This window comes from Methylocystis echinoides, assembly GCF_040687965.1.
GTDB classification, from domain to species: Bacteria; Pseudomonadota; Alphaproteobacteria; order Rhizobiales; family Beijerinckiaceae; genus Methylocystis; species Methylocystis echinoides_A.
In genome coordinates, this window is the sequence record NZ_CP156084.1 from 3,395,980 (window position 1) to 3,413,143 (window position 17,164).

Below are 17,164 nucleotides of genomic sequence, written 5' to 3' on the forward strand. Positions count from 1 at the left end.
GCGGCGCCGCATCCCTCTCAAAAATGCAGCGGAACGAGCGAATCGTCGCCCTGATCCCATTTGTAGTCATAGCGATTTTCCCGTTCCGGCGACTTCCATAAAGCCCTTTGGAAATTCAGGTTTATCTTGGCTTTTTCGTCGCTTGCGCCTTTAAGTTGGTCCACAAAGCCCCGATGTAATCCGGTATCTTCCGACCGCCCGCCTGTGGGTAGCGCCGGGGAACCGAAAAACGGGCCGAGGACCGATTACAGTGACCTTCAAGCCGAGCGACAAGCCCAAAGTCATCACGTCAGCTAAGCAGTTAGAGACGCTAAAGGTAAAGGGACGCTATTCCGATCAGACGATAGCGGGGCTGTTTTTTCAGGTCACAACCCCAAAGGCTAAGTCATGGGTATTGCGCTATCAGATTGCCCGTCGCACCCGATGGATGGGGCTCGGTCCCTATCCCCTCGTCACTTGGACCACGGCCCGGCAGAAAGCCCGTGAGGCTCGCCTTCAACTTCTCGATGGCGTCGATCCGGTCGAAGTCCGTAAGGAACGCAAGGCGGCGCTGATCGCCAAGCACGTCAAGGCGCTGACCTTCAAGGAAGGGGCGGAACGCTACTTCAAAGAGAAGGCTGGCGAGTGGAAAACCGACGCGCAGCGCCAAGCCTTTAACTCAACCATGGCGCGTTATGTCTTTCCGGTCATCGGAAGCATGGCCATAGCCGACATAGACACCGCCGCCGTCCTGAGCGTGTTGCGCCCGATCTGGAAAACAATTCCCACGGTCGCAAGCCTGTTGCGGATTCGTATCGAGAAAATCCTAGCATGGGCGCAAGTGAACGGTTTTCGCCCGGCTGGCGACAACCCCGCCCGATGGCAACGCCATTTAGCCGAAACCTTGGAGTCGCACGCCAAGATCGCCCGCACCCAACATCATGCGGCGATGGCGCTAGACGACTTGCCGGGCTTTATGGCCGCACTTCGCGCCGAAGGCGGCGTCATGTCGAAGGCGCTGGAATTCTGCATCCTGACCGCGACCCGCGCCAATGAAGTGCTAGGGGCGCGCTGGTCTGAAATCGACTTTGACGCCGCCACATGGTCAATTCCCGCAAACCGAATGAAAGCCGGGCAGGAGCATGTCATCCCCCTGTCCGCCCGCGCCGTCGCCATCCTCAAATCCGTCTATCGGGAAGCGGCGAACGGCCATGTGTTTCTTGGTCCGCGTAGCGGCGCTGGATTGAATGCGCGCGCCCTTCGAGGCGTCATTCGACGTGAGGGACTCGACGTAACCGTTCATGGTTTTCGCTCCTGCTTCCGCGATTGGTGCGGCGACCATACGGAATTCCCGCGTGAAATCGCAGAAGCGGCGCTCGCGCATAAAGTTGGCGACAAAAGCGAGCAATCCTATCGACGCGGAACAGCGATCGAAAAGCGCCGTGTGCTGATGGAAGCGTGGTCGCGCTTTTGCGCCGGAGAACGGGATACGGACAACGTAATTGAATTGCGCGGGCGCGCGAAATGAAAAAGCCGTCCGCCAGCGCCCCATTCGACCACAGAAAACACATGCGAGAACTGTGGGGCGAAGGATCATTCGAAGAAGCGTTCTATTGTCTGACATGGTTTGGCGACAAACAGCCGCTTGCCGATTATGTCGAAAGCGGCAAACCTTTTGACGCGGACATGGCGAAGATGCTCGCCGATTTCATCGCGAACGGGAGTCGCATTAGCGCGCATATTCCTTCTGTCGGCGCATTCGGACCCTTTGAAGTTGTCATTCAAAAACGGAAAGTCCCGCGTTCTTACAAAACGCGGGAACGTTACCGTGTTGCGGCGGCGGGAGCTTTCGCGCGGGTAATGAACGGCGAGTCTCTTGATAACGTTGTGAAAGACATATGCGAAAAAGGTCCGTTCAATGACGGGGTTTTACGCAAAGCGATCCAGCGCGAGGAATTGGAACGCAATTACCGACTCCCGCGCCAGCGGGGCGCATACGCCAAGCTAAAGAATCCCCGTTGAAGCCGAAAAAGCCGCTTGAAAACGACCACTGCTTTTGAGTGGCTTATTGTTGTTTTCAAACCGTTTTCTCGGGCCTATTTGTCTCTCATCGGAACACGTGAGAGACGACAACCATGGCGACAGACTCGCTGCACTCGATAATGACACGGCTCGACGCCCTCACTCGCGACGTGAGCGCCATACACGAAGCCATTTGCGACGCGCCGAAACCCGCGCAAGAGCCGCAAGGTCCGAGGATTTTACGTCTCCCGCAAGTCTTAGAGCTCGTCGGACTTCGCACTTCGCGACTCTACGACCTAATGAAGCTCGGCCAGTTTCCGCAACCCTACAAACTTGTAGAGGGCGGGCGCGCCATCGGCTGGCGCGAGGAAGAAATCCGCAAATGGATCGAGGACCGCGCCAAGCGCGAGACGCCGGAGGCGGCGGCAACGCCTGCGGAGTGATCAGCGATGGCGTCGGCGACCTGCGGAATATGTCGGCCGACGCCTGCCCATCCTGTAACGGCCAGCGCCAGCGGCAACCTGAGTTACATGCGCCACTTACGTTTTCTGTAACTAGACAATTGACGTTTGATTTTTGCTGTCAAGAAGAAGGTTGAAGGTCATGCACCCAAAGAGAAGGCGCGCCCCCTGTGGCAAGGGAGAGCGCGCCGGTAACGAAGTGGCAGTAGTTGGACACGACGAAAATAGGCCAGAGCGCGAGGCGCGTCTAGGGCTATTTCCTCGCCCCCGCTTCCCATGTGCCCGCCTGATCGCAAACGTCAGCCAGCGGCTTCCGCAGCCCCGGCGCGGGGCCATCGTCGCGCCCCCCATGGGGAGGGCGGCGCATGACTGACGACCTCCGCCGGTTCGCTGCGCCCGGCCTCCACCTTCACGACGAAGCTACCGCGAACGCAATCTCGCGCGGCGTGCACGACCTCGCCCGCATGGCTTTTGAGACGCAGGGAATGGCCGCCTTCGACCAGACCCGCAAGGCCGCCGCCATCCATGAAGCGGGACACGCCGTCGTCGCCCGAACGCTCGGCGAGCCCGTCCAGAAGGTGCAGGTGTGGCGCGTGCACGCTTGCGGTGCTTGGCGTTGGGAGGGGTTCACGACCTACGACTCCGCGCAAGAATGGCGCACCGACGAAACGACCTCGGCGCTCGCCGATGCTCATATGGCGATGATCTTCTTCGCGGGAGTCGCAAGCGAAATGCTGTTCGCTGGCGATGATTACAAACTCGGAAGCTCACTCGACGAAGTGGTGATCTTCAACGGACTGGCGGGCAACGTCGCGCGTAAATCGGGGCTTATCGAGCAAGAATTGTCGTTCACAGCCAAATTGCAACACGTCGTATTCCGCACACTCAAAGACAACGAACCTGTGGTTCGCGCCATCGCTCAGAAACTGACGCTGCATAAAGTGCTGCGTCGTCGTCAATTAACGCCACTGTTGCAACCAGTAGCGACGAACCCTCTGAAAGACATAACCGAGTTGTGACGGGTGCTGCGTGATAAGCGGCGTTCGTCGTTTCGAGTGGACTCGAACAAGGGGAGTGAAGAAAAATGGGTCAAGTCAAAACAACAACATGGTGGGACTACAATGACAATCCCACTGCGCGATTGGAATTAGCCAAAAGACGACAATGCCCTTGCCCGGCCAAGGATGTTGAATTGACGCCGGTTATGGAGTTGCTCAACGCCGCAATCCCACGGGAGGCGCGTATCGAACCGCCGCATGATCTTCATGCAACTCGGTTGCTCATTGAAAAGTATGTAGGCTTTATTGACCCTGACCCCGCGTCGTTCAAGAGACCCGTTGAATTGCCCGCTCAGTTTGCGCGCGCGTTCCATTCGCTATGGAAAAGCGGTTATTTCGAAATGCAACAGAAGGAGCAAAACGGATGACTCAGAGAATATCAGCCGATTGGATGACACTACTTAGGCAAGCGCCAATGACCGCGCAGTCGTATATGGTCGATGCAGTCCGAGCGATTGATGGAAAGCTTGGTGAAGGATATGCGGCGAAACATCCTGAATTGGTCGCAGCGTTCATGCAAACCTGCGCATCGGACTTCGAACAAGCCTCGAAACTCTTTGCGGCTGAATACATCGAGAACGGACTTGGGTTGATTGCCCAAGCGATCAACCCCGCCCGCTGATTTGGGCGATTAGAGCTACGAACCGAAAGGAGTAAATGAAATGCAACCGATCATACTATCACTGGAAAATGGCGATCACATCGCGGTATCGCAAATTGGCAAAATCACTCCGAATAAAAAGAACGGCTACCCCTCGAATGTCTTTAATACGGATGGCGTCCTAGTCGGTCAGATACATAGTTGGCAAGTCCGCCGATTAGAAATGGCAAAGAGCTTTTCATCTGCACAACCGGGTTATTTCATTATTGTTGAAAGAATCAACAGCGATGGTGTTGCATCTTATGAGAAGGAACCTGTGATCGGTTGGATATGTGATTGTGCAACGACGATGACTTACCCCGTTGGGCTCAGCGCCTTTATAAACGAACAAATCGAGGAAACCATCGAGGATGACACGATGTTCGAAGACGCTCCATATGATTTAAGCGCCATTGTCTTATTATGCCCTGACGGGAGAGTCCGTTATCTTCGCGTAGACTATTGGCTCGATAATATGGAAATCTTCAAAGCTGGATTTAGTAAACGTCTTGAAAGGAAACAACGCGCTCGCGCACGCGCAAAAGAAGAACAAGTTTCTGATTCTCTCTAACGAGAACCCACGAAATATCCATCGCCCAAGGGCACTGTGAGCTACAAAGTCCTGACGGATTGCTAGTCGTGAGTCCGATCCCGTGGAGGGACGGCAGACTTCAGGTTTCACCAACGCAACCCACTCCTGAAAACGAATTGCGCCCCAAGAGGCGCACGGAGAGGATTGCGTTATGAGTGAGCACGATATTCACGACACAGAAAACCCGCACCCCTTTGGTGGAAGGGACGCGGGCTCTTCTGAGGATACAAATGCGCCGGGCAAGCGCGAAGATCAATCTACAACATCGGCTGACCCTGCACAAGACAACCGCGTTGATTTTCGCACCCTCGCGGCAGACGCCAAGCGAGATTATCCACTCCGCCGTGGCAAGCTTGCTACAGACGATGAATGGAGCTTCACGGCGCTGCGCTCCAAAGGTCCGCGCCTAGCAAAACTCGTCAACCGCAATGGCGATATCTCTGATTACGATAGCGCGGCGCGTTTTCAGATGATGAAGGTTGATATCGCTAATCTGCAATCGTTGTTCGATTTACTCTCCACGCTGCAACATCGTCCCGATTGTTGCTTGGTGCATGGCGCGATTGTCGAAGGAACCAATACAAACTACGCCCGTCGCTTGATGCGTGACGATATGAAGACCGGCGAGAGAGCAACGCTATTCGACGTTCCACGGCGCTTGCTTGCGCTCGATCTTGACTCGGTTCCGTGTCCCGATTGGCTCGATCCACGCGACCTAGAAGCCGTCACCCGTTATCTGCGCAAGCTATTGCCGGAAGCGTTTCATGGCGTTGCTTGTATCGGCGCTGCGACCGGGAGTCATCTACTGAAACCGGGGTTGCGCTATCGGTTGTTCTTTATGCTGGACCGTGCGCTAACGGGAACGGAGAAGCGCAACTGGCTGAAAGATTGGAGCAAGGTGAAAATTGACGTGTCAATTTTCTCTTGCAATCAAGTGATCTACACAGGCGCGCCGATCTTCGAGGATATATCCGCCGATCCATTGCCGAACGGCAGACTCGTTTGGTTGGATGGCGCGCGCTTCGTTAAGCCGCCGAGCGCCGATGTATTGAAGACTACCGAGCGAAGGAGCTTCGCCCAGCGCCCTTTACAGTATGCAAAGGCTGGCGACCATAGTCTGCTATCGCTTGCCATTGGTGAAATAGAACAAGCGCAAGTTGGGGATCGTCATTCGGCGATTCTTAGAGCTTGCGGGATCGTCGCGCTCAGTATTTTATCGGGCGAACTCGATGAGGGAACGGCACGACAAGAAATTGTCGAAGCCGCAATCGCCGCTGGAAAGGATGAACGTGAAACCGAGGAATGTTTCGATTGGGTATTAGAACGGGAGCACGAGAAATACCGGCTAACGCCAGATGAATTGCGGGCACAAGAGGGGCGTGTTTATGACGAAGACGAATTCGAAGAGGAGTCGGGACAATGAACGCCCCCCCGGCCTACTTCGAAGCGATCTTCAAGATTGCGCAATTGTCACCCGGTTTACGCGCCGATGCTATCGCGGAAGCTTCGATTGGATTCGCTTTCGACCAGCAAAGAATCGAACGCGACGTAGACGAGTTTCTGCGCACGCAAGAAAAGATCAAAGACCGCGCTGGCGGCAACGGCAAAGCGAGTGGCGCGTTTGATCCACGTAACCCATTCTATGATCCCGACCATCGCAGCGATCTAACCCTTGCCGCATGGAGAAAGCGGGAGTTGCCGCCAAGAGATTTCTTGCTCGGCGAACTACTTTCCACAGCGTCGCGTATGCTGATTATCGGCGAAACGGGCGTCGGCAAAACGCTCTTAGCGCTCGATATGGCGGCGGCGATTGCTTCCGGGCGAGAGTTCCTTGGTTGGGAGGGACGGCGGAAGGCGCGCGTCATGTATCTCGACGGGGAGTTATCGCAAGAGACATTCCAAGAACGATTGAACATCGTCGCCGACCGCTACGGCGAGGATATCGCGCTATTCGCTTATAGTCGTGAATATCTGACGACAAACAACCCGGAAGAAATGCCCGCGTTCAATACGCCACAAGGACAGGAATGGTTGCTGCGCGAGATTGAGAAAGTAAAGCCGGACTTGATCGTTTTCGACGCCATCATGTCGCTAATGATCGGCAATATGTCGGAAGAGGAAAGTTGGAGTCCGATGAAGGAGTTGATTCGCGAAATAACGCGGCGGCGCGTTGCGCAAATCTGGCTGCATCATACCGGACACGACGCGAATAGAGGATATGGGACGAAGACCCGTGAATGGGAAATGGACACCGTTGCGATATTGACCAAGATCGAAACCGACGCCGATCCTTCCGAAGTTTTGGCGGCGTTGAAGATGGAATTCACAAAGGCGCGTTTGCGCAATGGGACCAATTATCAGCAATTCGCTACGAAGGTTATTCACGATACGGCGGATGGCTTCGTCTATAGAGACGAAACGACAAGTTATCAAACAGAACGGCCAAAGAATGAGAATGAAACGATACGGCGGGAATTCATGCGCGCCTATGATCGACTCGCGGCGAAGGTGGAAGCGACGGATGGAAACGGCGCATGGGTGAATAAAGTTGAAGTGAACGCCATACGCGAAGAGTTGCGGCGCAATGGTTATTTGGAAACCGATGAAAAGAAAGGTCAAGTGACCAGCACCGCCCGGAGCAAGCTTCATAGGGCGAAAATGGAACTTCTGAATAACAAGGCGCTGGAAGAGAAGGACGGGTGGGTGTGGCGGCCTTTGGACCCGATGGACCCGGCGTGTCCGATGTAAGGCGGGTGACGGGCGTCTTTCGTCGTTTGGCGAATCTGAAAATCCAAGCGGAGAAAGGGGGTAACTATGAAAAACTCGGCTAATATTGGAGATGAGATAAAAAATGTATCTGCAATTCACGGCGTTCGAATATGGAAGTGTGTCGGTTTCAAAGATCATCGAACGAAGGCCGGAGTCGATATGATACTTGCCGAATGGGAATCGGAATGCGTCATTTGTGGAGCGTCTTTTCGAATGCTTGCTCCGATTAGTGCGGATGAAGACAGCGCCCGGTTTTGTTTGATGACGTGCCAAGCGCATCGTATGACACCAAGCGAAATCTCTAGACTTAGGCGCACAAAAGCGGATCAGCGCCGCAATGTATTCGAGCAGATTAAAATGCAGAAGATGGGGTGTGTGTAGGTGGGCCTGTCTTTTTCGACGTTTGGCGAATCTCGACCTTGGGTGCGTTTCAACGGGAGCTTTGGTGCGTTGCATTTGCGTTGCACGCTTAGCTGTAGAGAGCGGGAGCTTTGGTGCGTTGCATTTACGTTGCATCAATAGCCACGGTTTAGCAAAAACGCCAGAGTTTACCTGCGTTGCATCTGCGTTGCATCTGCGTTGCAATCTTGACAATTCACCATTGCGTTGCGCGTTGCGTTGCATCCCTCCCCTATAGGGATGCAACGCTGCAACGCGGGCGGTCAGGACCAAGCCCGTTCGAAATGACTCTTAACACCCGTTTTTGATGGCGAAGTTGGACACACACCCGTTCGAGAGAACAAGACGGGTGAGGCGTATTCCTCTCTCTCCACCGGCCCGTGGTGCGCCTCTCACGGGCAGGGGCCATATTGGTAGCTCTCGACCATTTTGGCGTATGGGCGGGGCGCTATGGGGCTCAAAACCTGAGACTAGACAAAGACGCTCGCCGAGCATTTTTCCTGCGACCGCGCGCCCTCTCGACCAGTCTCTAACTGCGCAATTCAAACGAGGAACGTCGCGCGCCGAGACCAGACCGCCTCCGAGGCGCTCGCCGGGCGTCTTTTCGCCAGCGAATCCAGTCGCCCGATTATACATTGTAATCCTATTCCAATCGGAACAGCTTGATATCTCTGCCGTTCTGAATACATCATCTCTGTAACCCACAGCGCAATGCACAGTCTCACCAGTTGGGAGAAAAGCAGGGGCACGAATAGCCGCCTCCCTGAAAGCCGAAGTCCAAGCCAAAAAAATGACGTTCGAAACTGTCCCGCAAGATGAGGAACTGACAAGCGAAAGCTCTGCAAAAATGCAGAGAAAGAGAACTGTGCGCAAACCGAAGGCGCGCAGCCGGGTCACGAACGGCGGAAAGTTGCTGATGGGCGACGTTGACGAACGCTCCCAATTCGCCCGCCGCCTGCGCGATATCATCGCGCTTCATGTCGATTGCCTCTCTAGGGGAGCAGGCGGCGAGGCTCTTTCCGAAGCCGAGTTGAGCCTAATTCGTCGCGTGAGCGTTTGCGAATTGCGCCTCGAAGAAATGGAAATGCGTATGGCGCAGGGCAAGGACATCAGTATCGACGTTTACGCACGCGTCGCTGGCCACGTTCGAAGAATGCATGAAGCATTGAATGGCCTGTCCCTGCGAAACAAGGTCGCCAAGGACGTTACGCCTTCTCTTGGGCAATACGTTTCAAAGCGCCAGCGCCGAGTCGTGACACTGGAAAGCGGCGACTGACATGCTCCCTATCATTCCCATTCGCGAGGCTTTGACGGACCCTAACCTGCTTGGGGCTGAATTGTCAGGCGCGTCATGGCTTCCCATGCGCACGCTCGCAATTGCGGCAATGGGCGAACCATTGACGGAAGACGAGCGCCCGATCTTTTCAAAGCTTACGGGTGGTAGAGAATGCGAGTCCTTGCAACGCGCAAAGCGGCTTGTAGTGGTTGCAGGAAGACGAAGTGGAAAATCAAGAATAGCAGCCGCGTTAGCAATCTATTTTGCGTTGTTATGTGATCATTCACATAACCTGTCTGTCGGGGAGGTAGGTGTCGTATTAGTGTGCGCGCAGAACGTCGAGCAAGCGAAGGTCGTATTCTCTTATTGCTTGGGACTTGTGCAGTCTCAACCGATTTTGTGCAAGGAATTGGCCAATGCCACGGCACTAACGGTTACCTTCAAGAATGGAATTCAAATCTCCGTTCGTCCTTCGTCGTTTAGAGGATTGCGTGGCGTAACGTGTGTGGCAGCAATCTGCGATGAGTCCGCCTTCTGGTTTACGGAAGAATCAGCAAGCACCAATCCAGACAGCGAGATTATCAACGGCGCTATTCAACCGGCGTTAATGACAACACGTGGAATGTTGATCGTCATTAGCTCTCCGTATGCTCGCAAAGGCGTCCTCTGGAAATTCTATAACAAACATTTCGGGCCGAAGGGTGATCCTCTAACCATTGTGGCGCAAGGGGCAAGTCGTGACTTCAATCCTTCAATCGACGAAGACGAAATTCAAGCAGCGTTGGAAGAAGATTATGCACTGGCGCAGAGTGAATGGCTGGGCCAATTCAGAACCGACCTAGAAGGCTTCCTGAGCATGGAAGCCATACGCGCCTGCGTAGCACCGGGTGTTTATGAAATAGCACCTTCGTTTGACCTAACTTACTCTGCGTTTGTGGACGCCGCTACAGGATCAGGACAGGACGATTTCGCGATGGCGATTGGTCATCTTGAAGGCGACGTGCTGATTGTGGACGCCCTGAGAGCTTTCACGCCGCCTTTCTCTCCCGAGAACGTTGTCACCGAGCTTTCCGAACTGCTTTCCTATTATGGCGTCACGCGAGTCCACGGCGACAATTTCGCAAGCGGCTTCGTGCGCGAGTTGTTCACCAAAAAGGGCGTTGCCTATGAGCCGGTCAAACTCAATACATCAGAATTATACCTGAATTTGCTGGGCACCATCAACGCAAAGAAAATCCAGTTACTTGACGACACCAAGAGCATAAATCAGTTAGCGAACCTCGAACGTCGAACAGGCTTCGCTGGCAAAGATAGGGTCTCACATCCTGTCGGAATGCATGACGACGTATCCAACGTTATCGCAGGTTTATCTTCGGTCATTCGCGATACAGATGGCTTTTCGCTGGATATGTTCCTCCGCGCTTACGGCGGAAAGCCGACGCTCTACGAAGAGCGCGCCCAACGCAAAGCGCGCGAAGAAGAAGAACGTCGAAAGCAGGAAGCCGAACGCCAATCCCGTAAGGGCGCAGAACAAGCCGACGCGGAACCTTCGTCAATCGACGACGAATCTTCGTCTGTCACACGGATCATCCAACTCTAAAGGAACCAACCCAATGACCGCCATCGACACGCGTCGGCATATCGAGGCCCTGCAAAGCGCCGCTATCGACCTTGAAGCACAACTCCGCGCCATCGGCGGCTATTCCCGCGATTGCGCGCATATCCATGATGCTCTTCGTGGTCAACGTAAACACGGTTTTGCCGTCCTATTCGATGGGCAGGGTGAACCCGAGATAATCCCACTTGGTAATGAATCGAGGAACGTCGAAATTCAAAAAGGCAATGCGCCTGATCAATTCGAAGTGGTCTATCAATCTCCCGCCGATCCACAAGCAGCGGTAGGCGAATATCACGTTAAGCACATTGGAAGTGAGCAGCACGTTCAGCATGTCAACGGGAAGGTCACGAAAGGCTTCCCGCCGCAATCCATGGTGCGAGAACGAACCGCCGATGCAGCGAAGCGCACAAAGCAGACGCAAGATGCAGCTAGAGAGAAATCCATTCGGATGGCTGATTATGAACGTAACACGCTTATAGCGCAGCGAATGAAGGAAGCTTCCGACAGAATCTGGAAGAAGGAAAAGGCGGCTTCAAATGTCTAATCCCCGGCAACAGTTACGCGAGGCAATAAAAGCCAGCGCCGCCGCCTTATCCGAACTGCGTCACGCTGAAAACATGCTCGATCGCGCCCATAGCCTGTATGACTCGTTGGTTGAGAAGCGGGACGAACAGTTCGCAAATCTGGACGACGAAATGGGAAGAGCGCGAGCCGACAATCTGAAACGCGCAATTCAAGGCGACGAGAACGCCCACTTGTTGCAGGAGCCCGGAGGCTTTGCAGCGGCGCTTATCGCGCGGGATCATCTGGACCAACAAATTGCCGGGGTGCACGATTCCCTTCCCGTTCTGGAAGCTGAATTGACCGACGCCCGTCGCGCCGCCGAAGAAGCGGATTACACCGTGGAACTCTGTCGCGAACGTGTCTTCGCGGACGAAGCCGAACGATTAGCGCAGGAGTTTATGCAGAAGCTCGCTGAGATTCGTCGAATGTCGATTCGCCTTCGCTTCATGGCCTTGCGCCAAGTCCGCCGTGATCCAAATGCGCGCAGCCTGACCGGCGGACAATTCTATGGGCAAGGCCACACTCGGAATATCTCAATGCCGCAATCGGTCGCAGCGGCGGTCCACGAGGAAGTCATGGGCGACTTCGATATTCGTGGTGGCCTAAAGATGCGGGAAGAACTCTCAACTCGCGTTGCTGATTATTGGGCAAGATTGCGCATTGATCCCGAGGCGGAATTCAACGAAGACCGCCCACAAAAGCGTAGCCGATCAATGATCGAGCAATTCGCCATCGACTTACTGCCAGGAGACGAGAATCTCTAGATGACGCTAATTCCCGCCATGTGGGTTTCCTCGTTTCTTCGTGGTGGGAAACGCCGGCCCGTTCACGTATCAACTGCATCCGATATTGGACGGACCGGCGGTTCTTTTCTGTGTTCCCCGCAAGTTTCTTCTCCTTGCGGGACGCATGGAAGATGCGTAGCTCACAGCGCCCCGTGTCTTCTGTGCGAGTTGGGGGCAGGCGGCTTTGAGGATGCGCTTTTCCGCCTGCCTCTTTATTCATTTCGCTATGGGGCGCTCGACTGTGCAATCTCATAGCAAAAAATTGATCGTCGGGAAATGTTTGTCGAAGCTTTTCCCGGCGATTTCAAACGAACAGCGACGCGGTTTTGGCTTCATCTCCTACGCGCCGCTTAGAGCCCGCATCGCCGTTTTTTTCCGGGGCGGTTGGTGCGGGCTCGCCCCTAAACCCACGTTGGTCACCTAACGAAGACGCCATGCGCCCCGAGTCGATCAATGAAAGTCGAATCTCCGAACCCTGCACCCATTCGTTTCCAGCGCCTTTCCGGACGCGGATTGAAGCAGCCGCCGTTAATCGGGAGGTTCCGTCACGGGCAACTCGTCTATGTTTCTTTCGCCGATGGAACGCTTGAATGGACGCGCGCCGTCGATGAAACTTGCGAGAGCTTTGAGGAACGTATTCTTGCCGCGTTGCGCGAACTGATCGGGGCGTAAGTGAGTGTGCCTGCGCCATTCCCCACGCCAGCCATGTCGGCAAGCTGACGCTCGACATATCCGCTTTGTTGGTTGCTCCCGATTTCGGGAGCAACCAGCCCATACCGAACGTCACGGCCTTTCTTCTGGCCTTCTGCCTTCCGCTTAGCCGCCGCTTCTTTAAGCGCGCCCGAGTCAATCTTTGCGACGATGATCGCACGCTGGCCGGGGCATGGAATGAAACTAACGTCGAAGGCTACGCGCTGCACGGCCTTCGTCTTTCGTCTTTGATGGGACTCGACGACGCGCCGCGTCCGGCGAAGCCTAATTATGAACACTGTCGAACGCCTCGTGGCGCACGAAGCGGGGGGCTCAGGGGCAATGGTAGCTCTCCATAAAGACCGCAGCCGCCATCGCCATGGGCAAGGAACCGCAGCGTCGCGGCGGAAAGTGCTGGCGAAGACTGTTTGGATTTCGTTCCTCGCCACGTGGAAAAGATCAATCGTCAATGAACGTGCGTCCTGAATTGGGCAGCGAGCAAATTGCGAAGACGAACCGGCGTCAATCGACCATCGTTTTTTGACTCTTCGTTCGAGAAACCTTGGCGTCAGTGTTTTGTTGAGTTTGCGAGAGGGCGTGACCGTCAGAGAAATTCGGCAAGATGGAGACGAAAGCCAAATCACGACGCGGCTTCGCCTCGATGAGCCCCGAGAAGCGACGCGCCATTGCCCGCATGGGCGGCAAGGCGGTTACACCGGAGCAACGCTCGTTTTCGACGGACCGCAGCCTCGCGGCGCGTGCAGGATCGAAGGGCGGCTCCGTCACCGGGTCGAGCAAAGCGCGGCTCCTTTTTTATAGTTATGTTTAAGCGGTTTCCCTATACTTCTCTAGGGATTCCGCCGGACCCCGGCTGCCGGGGTCCTCATACCCTGCCAAGGCAGGTATTCCTCTCTAAACATTGTTCAAAGATGCAGCCGGCCGGATTTATGAACGCCGTTTCACTGTTGCAGGACGGTTGACATAACCACGCCGAAGGGCGGGATAGGGTTGCTTGCCTGAGCCTCCAACGTGAACGAAGCGTTTTGGGAGAGTCTCCCAGCCGCCAAGCTTGCCCGCAGGGTTAGACGATCTAACTCCACATGCGAGGGTTAGATGATCTAACCCTCGCGTTGGCGGATGGCGGTGGCGGACATGATTGACGTGGAACAGGCGACGGTCGCCGGGCAGGTTAGGCCGGGCGATAACATTGTGCATAGCGGGCGGGAGGCTTGGATGCGCATTCAATCGGGAGCAACGTGGCTCGACTGGCTGGAAGTCGGCGAAGCCCTCGAATTCGGCCGCAGACAGGTTGAGGCTGAAATCGAGAAAGCGGGGCGGGGCAACCGCGATCACGCCTTTAGCGAGTGGCTCAAAACCCATGGCTTCGACAAGATCGACAAGGCGACGCGCAGCCACCTAGCGACTTGCATGGCGAATCAGGACGCCATCGAAGAGTTTCGCCAGAATATTGGCGCGACCAAGGCCCTGAGACTCAATCATCCGAGCACCGTGCTGCGCGCATGGAAAAGGGCGACGCAGCCGCCTACGCCGCGCAAGCCGAAAGTGGAAGCGCCTGATGGGGCGCTCGCCCCAACCGATGGGCAGGCGATCATTGAAGCGCAGAAGCAACGTGACGACGCTGTGTTTGAAGCGGAACGTCTGCGCAAGCAAGTCGAATTGTATCAAAACGGCTTTGCGCCGAAATGGGAAGAATCGTCCGCGCGAGAAATCGCCAAGCAATTGGTGGACGCTTTGCCGGAAGATAAATGGCGCAAAGTCGCAGATTTCCTCTCGGGTCGCTACGACATTGAAGAGGAACCCGCGCCGGTCGAAGGGAATAACAATGATGCGGCTTCTAAGCATATGGCCGAATCCGACACACTACACAACGCCGAGATTCGCAAAAAGAATCGAACCCGCGCCGCCGACTGTTTGAAGGCGCATGACAAATTTTTGAAACCGCACGAACGCAAACGATTGACGACCATAGAGCGGTCAAACCGCCCTAAGAATGGGTTGGGCATGGACGATGATCGAAAATGGCTGGATCATATCGAACGCACCATGCGTCAGCGCGCGCATGATGCAGAACGCAAGCCGACTGAGGCGGCGAAGAGGGCGAAGCGGAAGAAGGCCGCGCCCGTCGCCGCAGACCCCGTAGACGGCGCGGCAGAGTGATCTGTGCCGCCCGCCGCCCGACCTGCGGCCTTCGTCTTTCGAGGACTCCCGCCCGCCCATATGCGCGCCGATCCGGGGAGGCAGGATCATACCGGCCAACCCGGTTTGACGCATAGGAACGCTGTTCTATGGCTCGTCTATTGTCAAGCTGGCGTTCAAATCGGACGCTGGCGACCGTTATGCCTTCGCCGTGACCGTTACGCCGCCCGCGCCGTGATCCGCGCCAGCGCTGGGTGGCGGTCGGTTTGCAAATGATTGGGGTAGTGATCCATAAGAATGAACTCTTCTGGATTTTTTCTCGCGAGAATAGGGGGCACATATAATGAAAAAGGTTCTCGATATTCTTTCCAGCATGCTCCTAGGCACGTTGGGCATAGGCGCTTGGCTCGCGGTTGTGATCATCATGGTGCTATCTCTGCCGCTCAACGTGATCGCACTTATGCGGCTTGAGGGTTGGAGTTGGTGGGTGGCTCTCCTATCGGCTGTCCTCCTAGGCGCGATTCCGATCTTTGGCCAGCTTGGTTATGTCGTGCTGACATTTTTGGGAGCATATTATTTTTACGTTGGAAATTTTGACTGGCGAGAAGCAGTTTCTCCTACACCCGGAACGATTACTTATCAGCAAATGACCCCGAAACAATTTGCTCAGTTTAAAGAAGCAAGCAGGGAAACGATAGCAAAAACCTGCAAACAGGCGGCTGCATCAGAAAATAATATGGGCGGAAAAATCTTGCCTGCCCAAGCATCGCTTTGCGACTGCGTTACAAAGGTCGCTCTAGAGAAACTTACGCCGGATGATGCAACGGCAATGGAGAAATCTTCATCGGCAATGCGTGAGTTTTTCGCAGGGGTTGCGGCTGAGGCAAAATCGCGGTGCGGCAATAGATGACATGGGAAACGTCGCGCGCACCGGCCGGTCAGAGTCCCGTCCGCGTTCACGCATGGCATATGACGCGTGAAACCGCACATCAAAGGTTCCTATAGAAGAGGATATTACATATGGAAAACATCAGCGACCCTTTGAAATGGGCAGAATATGAGTTGAAACTGCGTGAGTTCCATTTGAAAAAATATTTCGAAGCTACCAGACTCTCGGCCGACTTTTCAAAACTGATGGTCACTAATCTGATTTGGATCAACGCCGCCGGGCTTGGCGCACTTCCTGTTATAGCAAATTTCATCGGCATCAGCACGATCCCATGGGCTGGAAAGTTTGCTCTCTTGTTTTGTCCGGGCCTACTCTTTGCGTTCGGCTTAATCTTCGGACTTTTATGCGCGTTGACCGCATATTTTAACTATGAATCTATTGCTAGACACGCTGATCATGACTGTGCTGTGGAATTGCACTCAGTCCGAATTGTTCAGCCAGCCGTAATCGCTAATCCTGAGTATAAGGCGTTGTTTGAGAATGAAAGGGAAAAGTCAACAATTCTTTCCAAATCAGCACGGGGCCGGGTGCAATTTACGCTCATTGCTTCGCACATGGTCGGGTGGCTATCTCTCCTGTGTTTTGTTGGCGCTTGTTATCAACTCATGAGTATCTCGCCGCCATTGGTGCGTTAGGCAAGGCCCCGCGTTCGGGAGGCGATGGGCGGGCCGTTTGCAGGGCAGGGACTCAAACACAAATAAAGGCAAACGATGCCCCAAAAACTTAACAGGCGCTGATTTTGCCCTTCGCCGGCGTTTAAATACAAGTGAATACTATCACTTCATGCGCTCCATAACGTTCACGCAAAGGATAGCTGCCTTTTTTAAATCCATTCGCGCAGCCTGCGTTTGGCGGTCCAAGCATGACTTTATTGATGCCCAATTTATGTTTGGATGATTGGGTCTCAGTATGTCGGCTGCATGACTTGCAAACGCGGCCCTTTCGTCCTTCGACCACGAAAAGTAGTCGCCCATTGTCGCATCCAACGACTCGCTGCTTGCTCGCGTCGCGAGTAGAAACAGTGAGAAAAATCCGATAAGCAGACGTGACATTGCTTGCTCCGGTTTCATTCTCTAAACCGTCAGAAGGGGACGATTGCTGGTGATTTTTTGGGACAAAGGGCGACGCAACCACGCAGGCGGCGGAATTTTCAGTTGCCTATAGGAGGACAACCGAAGTAAGCCCTTATAAGACGCTTTGTGTGT

The 17,164-nt window shown here is 54.7% G+C and carries 18 protein-coding genes; all 18 read left to right on the forward strand.

The features are described from left to right. Positions 1 to 250 precede the first annotated feature (250 nt). The 18 genes from RVU70_RS16635 (at position 251) to RVU70_RS16720 (ending at position 16,594) form a co-directional block, all read left to right on the forward strand. On the forward strand, positions 251 to 1,507 hold the full coding sequence (locus RVU70_RS16635) for a phage integrase central domain-containing protein (RefSeq protein WP_363348274.1): 1,257 nt from the start codon (positions 251 to 253) through the stop codon (positions 1,505 to 1,507). Next, complete coding sequence (locus RVU70_RS16640; protein ID WP_363348276.1) at positions 1,504 to 2,001, forward strand: hypothetical protein; 498 nt, start codon at positions 1,504 to 1,506, stop codon at positions 1,999 to 2,001. The genes RVU70_RS16635 and RVU70_RS16640 overlap by 4 nt, the downstream gene beginning before the upstream one ends. 113 nt (positions 2,002 to 2,114) lie before the next feature. Beyond that, entirely contained in the window at positions 2,115 to 2,444 is a 330-nt protein-coding gene (locus RVU70_RS16645) for an AlpA family transcriptional regulator (RefSeq protein WP_363348278.1), read from the forward strand. A gap of 383 nt (positions 2,445 to 2,827) precedes the next feature. Further along, a complete protein-coding gene (locus RVU70_RS16650; RefSeq protein ID WP_363348280.1) occupies positions 2,828 to 3,481 on the forward strand; it encodes a hypothetical protein in 654 nt (217 codons plus the stop codon). Positions 3,482 to 3,546: 65 nt separating this feature from the next. Continuing rightward, the gene (locus RVU70_RS16655; protein WP_363348282.1) at positions 3,547 to 3,888 is read left to right on the forward strand and encodes a hypothetical protein; all 342 of its coding nucleotides are present in this window, start codon (positions 3,547 to 3,549) and stop codon (positions 3,886 to 3,888) included. Between the two features lie 47 nt (positions 3,889 to 3,935). Then, positions 3,936 to 4,142, forward strand: coding sequence for a hypothetical protein (locus tag RVU70_RS16660; protein WP_363348284.1), 207 nt, complete (start codon positions 3,936 to 3,938; stop codon positions 4,140 to 4,142). 40 nt (positions 4,143 to 4,182) lie between these two features. Further along, positions 4,183 to 4,731 carry a hypothetical protein gene (locus RVU70_RS16665; protein ID WP_363348285.1) on the forward strand — a complete coding sequence of 183 codons (549 nt, stop codon included), beginning with the start codon at positions 4,183 to 4,185 and terminating at the stop codon, positions 4,729 to 4,731. Positions 4,732 to 4,903: 172 nt separating this feature from the next. After that, positions 4,904 to 6,175: a hypothetical protein gene (locus RVU70_RS16670; RefSeq protein ID WP_363348288.1), complete on the forward strand. Its 1,272-nt coding sequence runs from the start codon at positions 4,904 to 4,906 to the stop codon at positions 6,173 to 6,175. Next, a complete protein-coding gene (locus tag RVU70_RS16675; RefSeq protein WP_363348290.1) occupies positions 6,172 to 7,500 on the forward strand; it encodes an AAA family ATPase in 1,329 nt (442 codons plus the stop codon). The genes RVU70_RS16670 and RVU70_RS16675 overlap by 4 nt, the downstream gene beginning before the upstream one ends. 1,210 nt (positions 7,501 to 8,710) lie before the next feature. Further along, entirely contained in the window at positions 8,711 to 9,196 is a 486-nt protein-coding gene (locus RVU70_RS16680; RefSeq protein ID WP_363348292.1) for a hypothetical protein, read from the forward strand. 1 nt (position 9,197) lies between these two features. Beyond that, positions 9,198 to 10,796 (forward strand): hypothetical protein, encoded by a 1,599-nt coding sequence (locus tag RVU70_RS16685; RefSeq protein WP_363348294.1) that lies wholly within the window; start codon positions 9,198 to 9,200, stop codon positions 10,794 to 10,796. A gap of 13 nt (positions 10,797 to 10,809) precedes the next feature. Continuing rightward, positions 10,810 to 11,358: a hypothetical protein gene (locus RVU70_RS16690; protein ID WP_363348296.1), complete on the forward strand. Its 549-nt coding sequence runs from the start codon at positions 10,810 to 10,812 to the stop codon at positions 11,356 to 11,358. Then, positions 11,351 to 12,142, forward strand: coding sequence for a hypothetical protein (locus RVU70_RS16695; RefSeq protein ID WP_363348298.1), 792 nt, complete (start codon positions 11,351 to 11,353; stop codon positions 12,140 to 12,142). The genes RVU70_RS16690 and RVU70_RS16695 overlap by 8 nt, the downstream gene beginning before the upstream one ends. Before the next feature lie 474 nt (positions 12,143 to 12,616). Next, positions 12,617 to 12,835 carry a hypothetical protein gene (locus tag RVU70_RS16700; protein ID WP_363348300.1) on the forward strand — a complete coding sequence of 73 codons (219 nt, stop codon included), beginning with the start codon at positions 12,617 to 12,619 and terminating at the stop codon, positions 12,833 to 12,835. 679 nt (positions 12,836 to 13,514) lie between these two features. Next, a complete protein-coding gene (locus tag RVU70_RS16705; RefSeq protein ID WP_363351383.1) occupies positions 13,515 to 13,682 on the forward strand; it encodes a KGG domain-containing protein in 168 nt (55 codons plus the stop codon). A gap of 323 nt (positions 13,683 to 14,005) precedes the next feature. Next, positions 14,006 to 15,031, forward strand: a complete 1,026-nt coding sequence (locus RVU70_RS16710; RefSeq protein ID WP_363348302.1) for a hypothetical protein — start codon at positions 14,006 to 14,008, stop codon at positions 15,029 to 15,031. A 322-nt stretch (positions 15,032 to 15,353) separates the two neighbouring features. After that, complete coding sequence (locus tag RVU70_RS16715; RefSeq protein WP_363348304.1) at positions 15,354 to 15,920, forward strand: hypothetical protein; 567 nt, start codon at positions 15,354 to 15,356, stop codon at positions 15,918 to 15,920. A gap of 110 nt (positions 15,921 to 16,030) precedes the next feature. Continuing rightward, positions 16,031 to 16,594, forward strand: coding sequence for a hypothetical protein (locus RVU70_RS16720; RefSeq protein ID WP_363348306.1), 564 nt, complete (start codon positions 16,031 to 16,033; stop codon positions 16,592 to 16,594). The last annotated feature ends 570 nt before the right edge of the window (positions 16,595 to 17,164 follow it).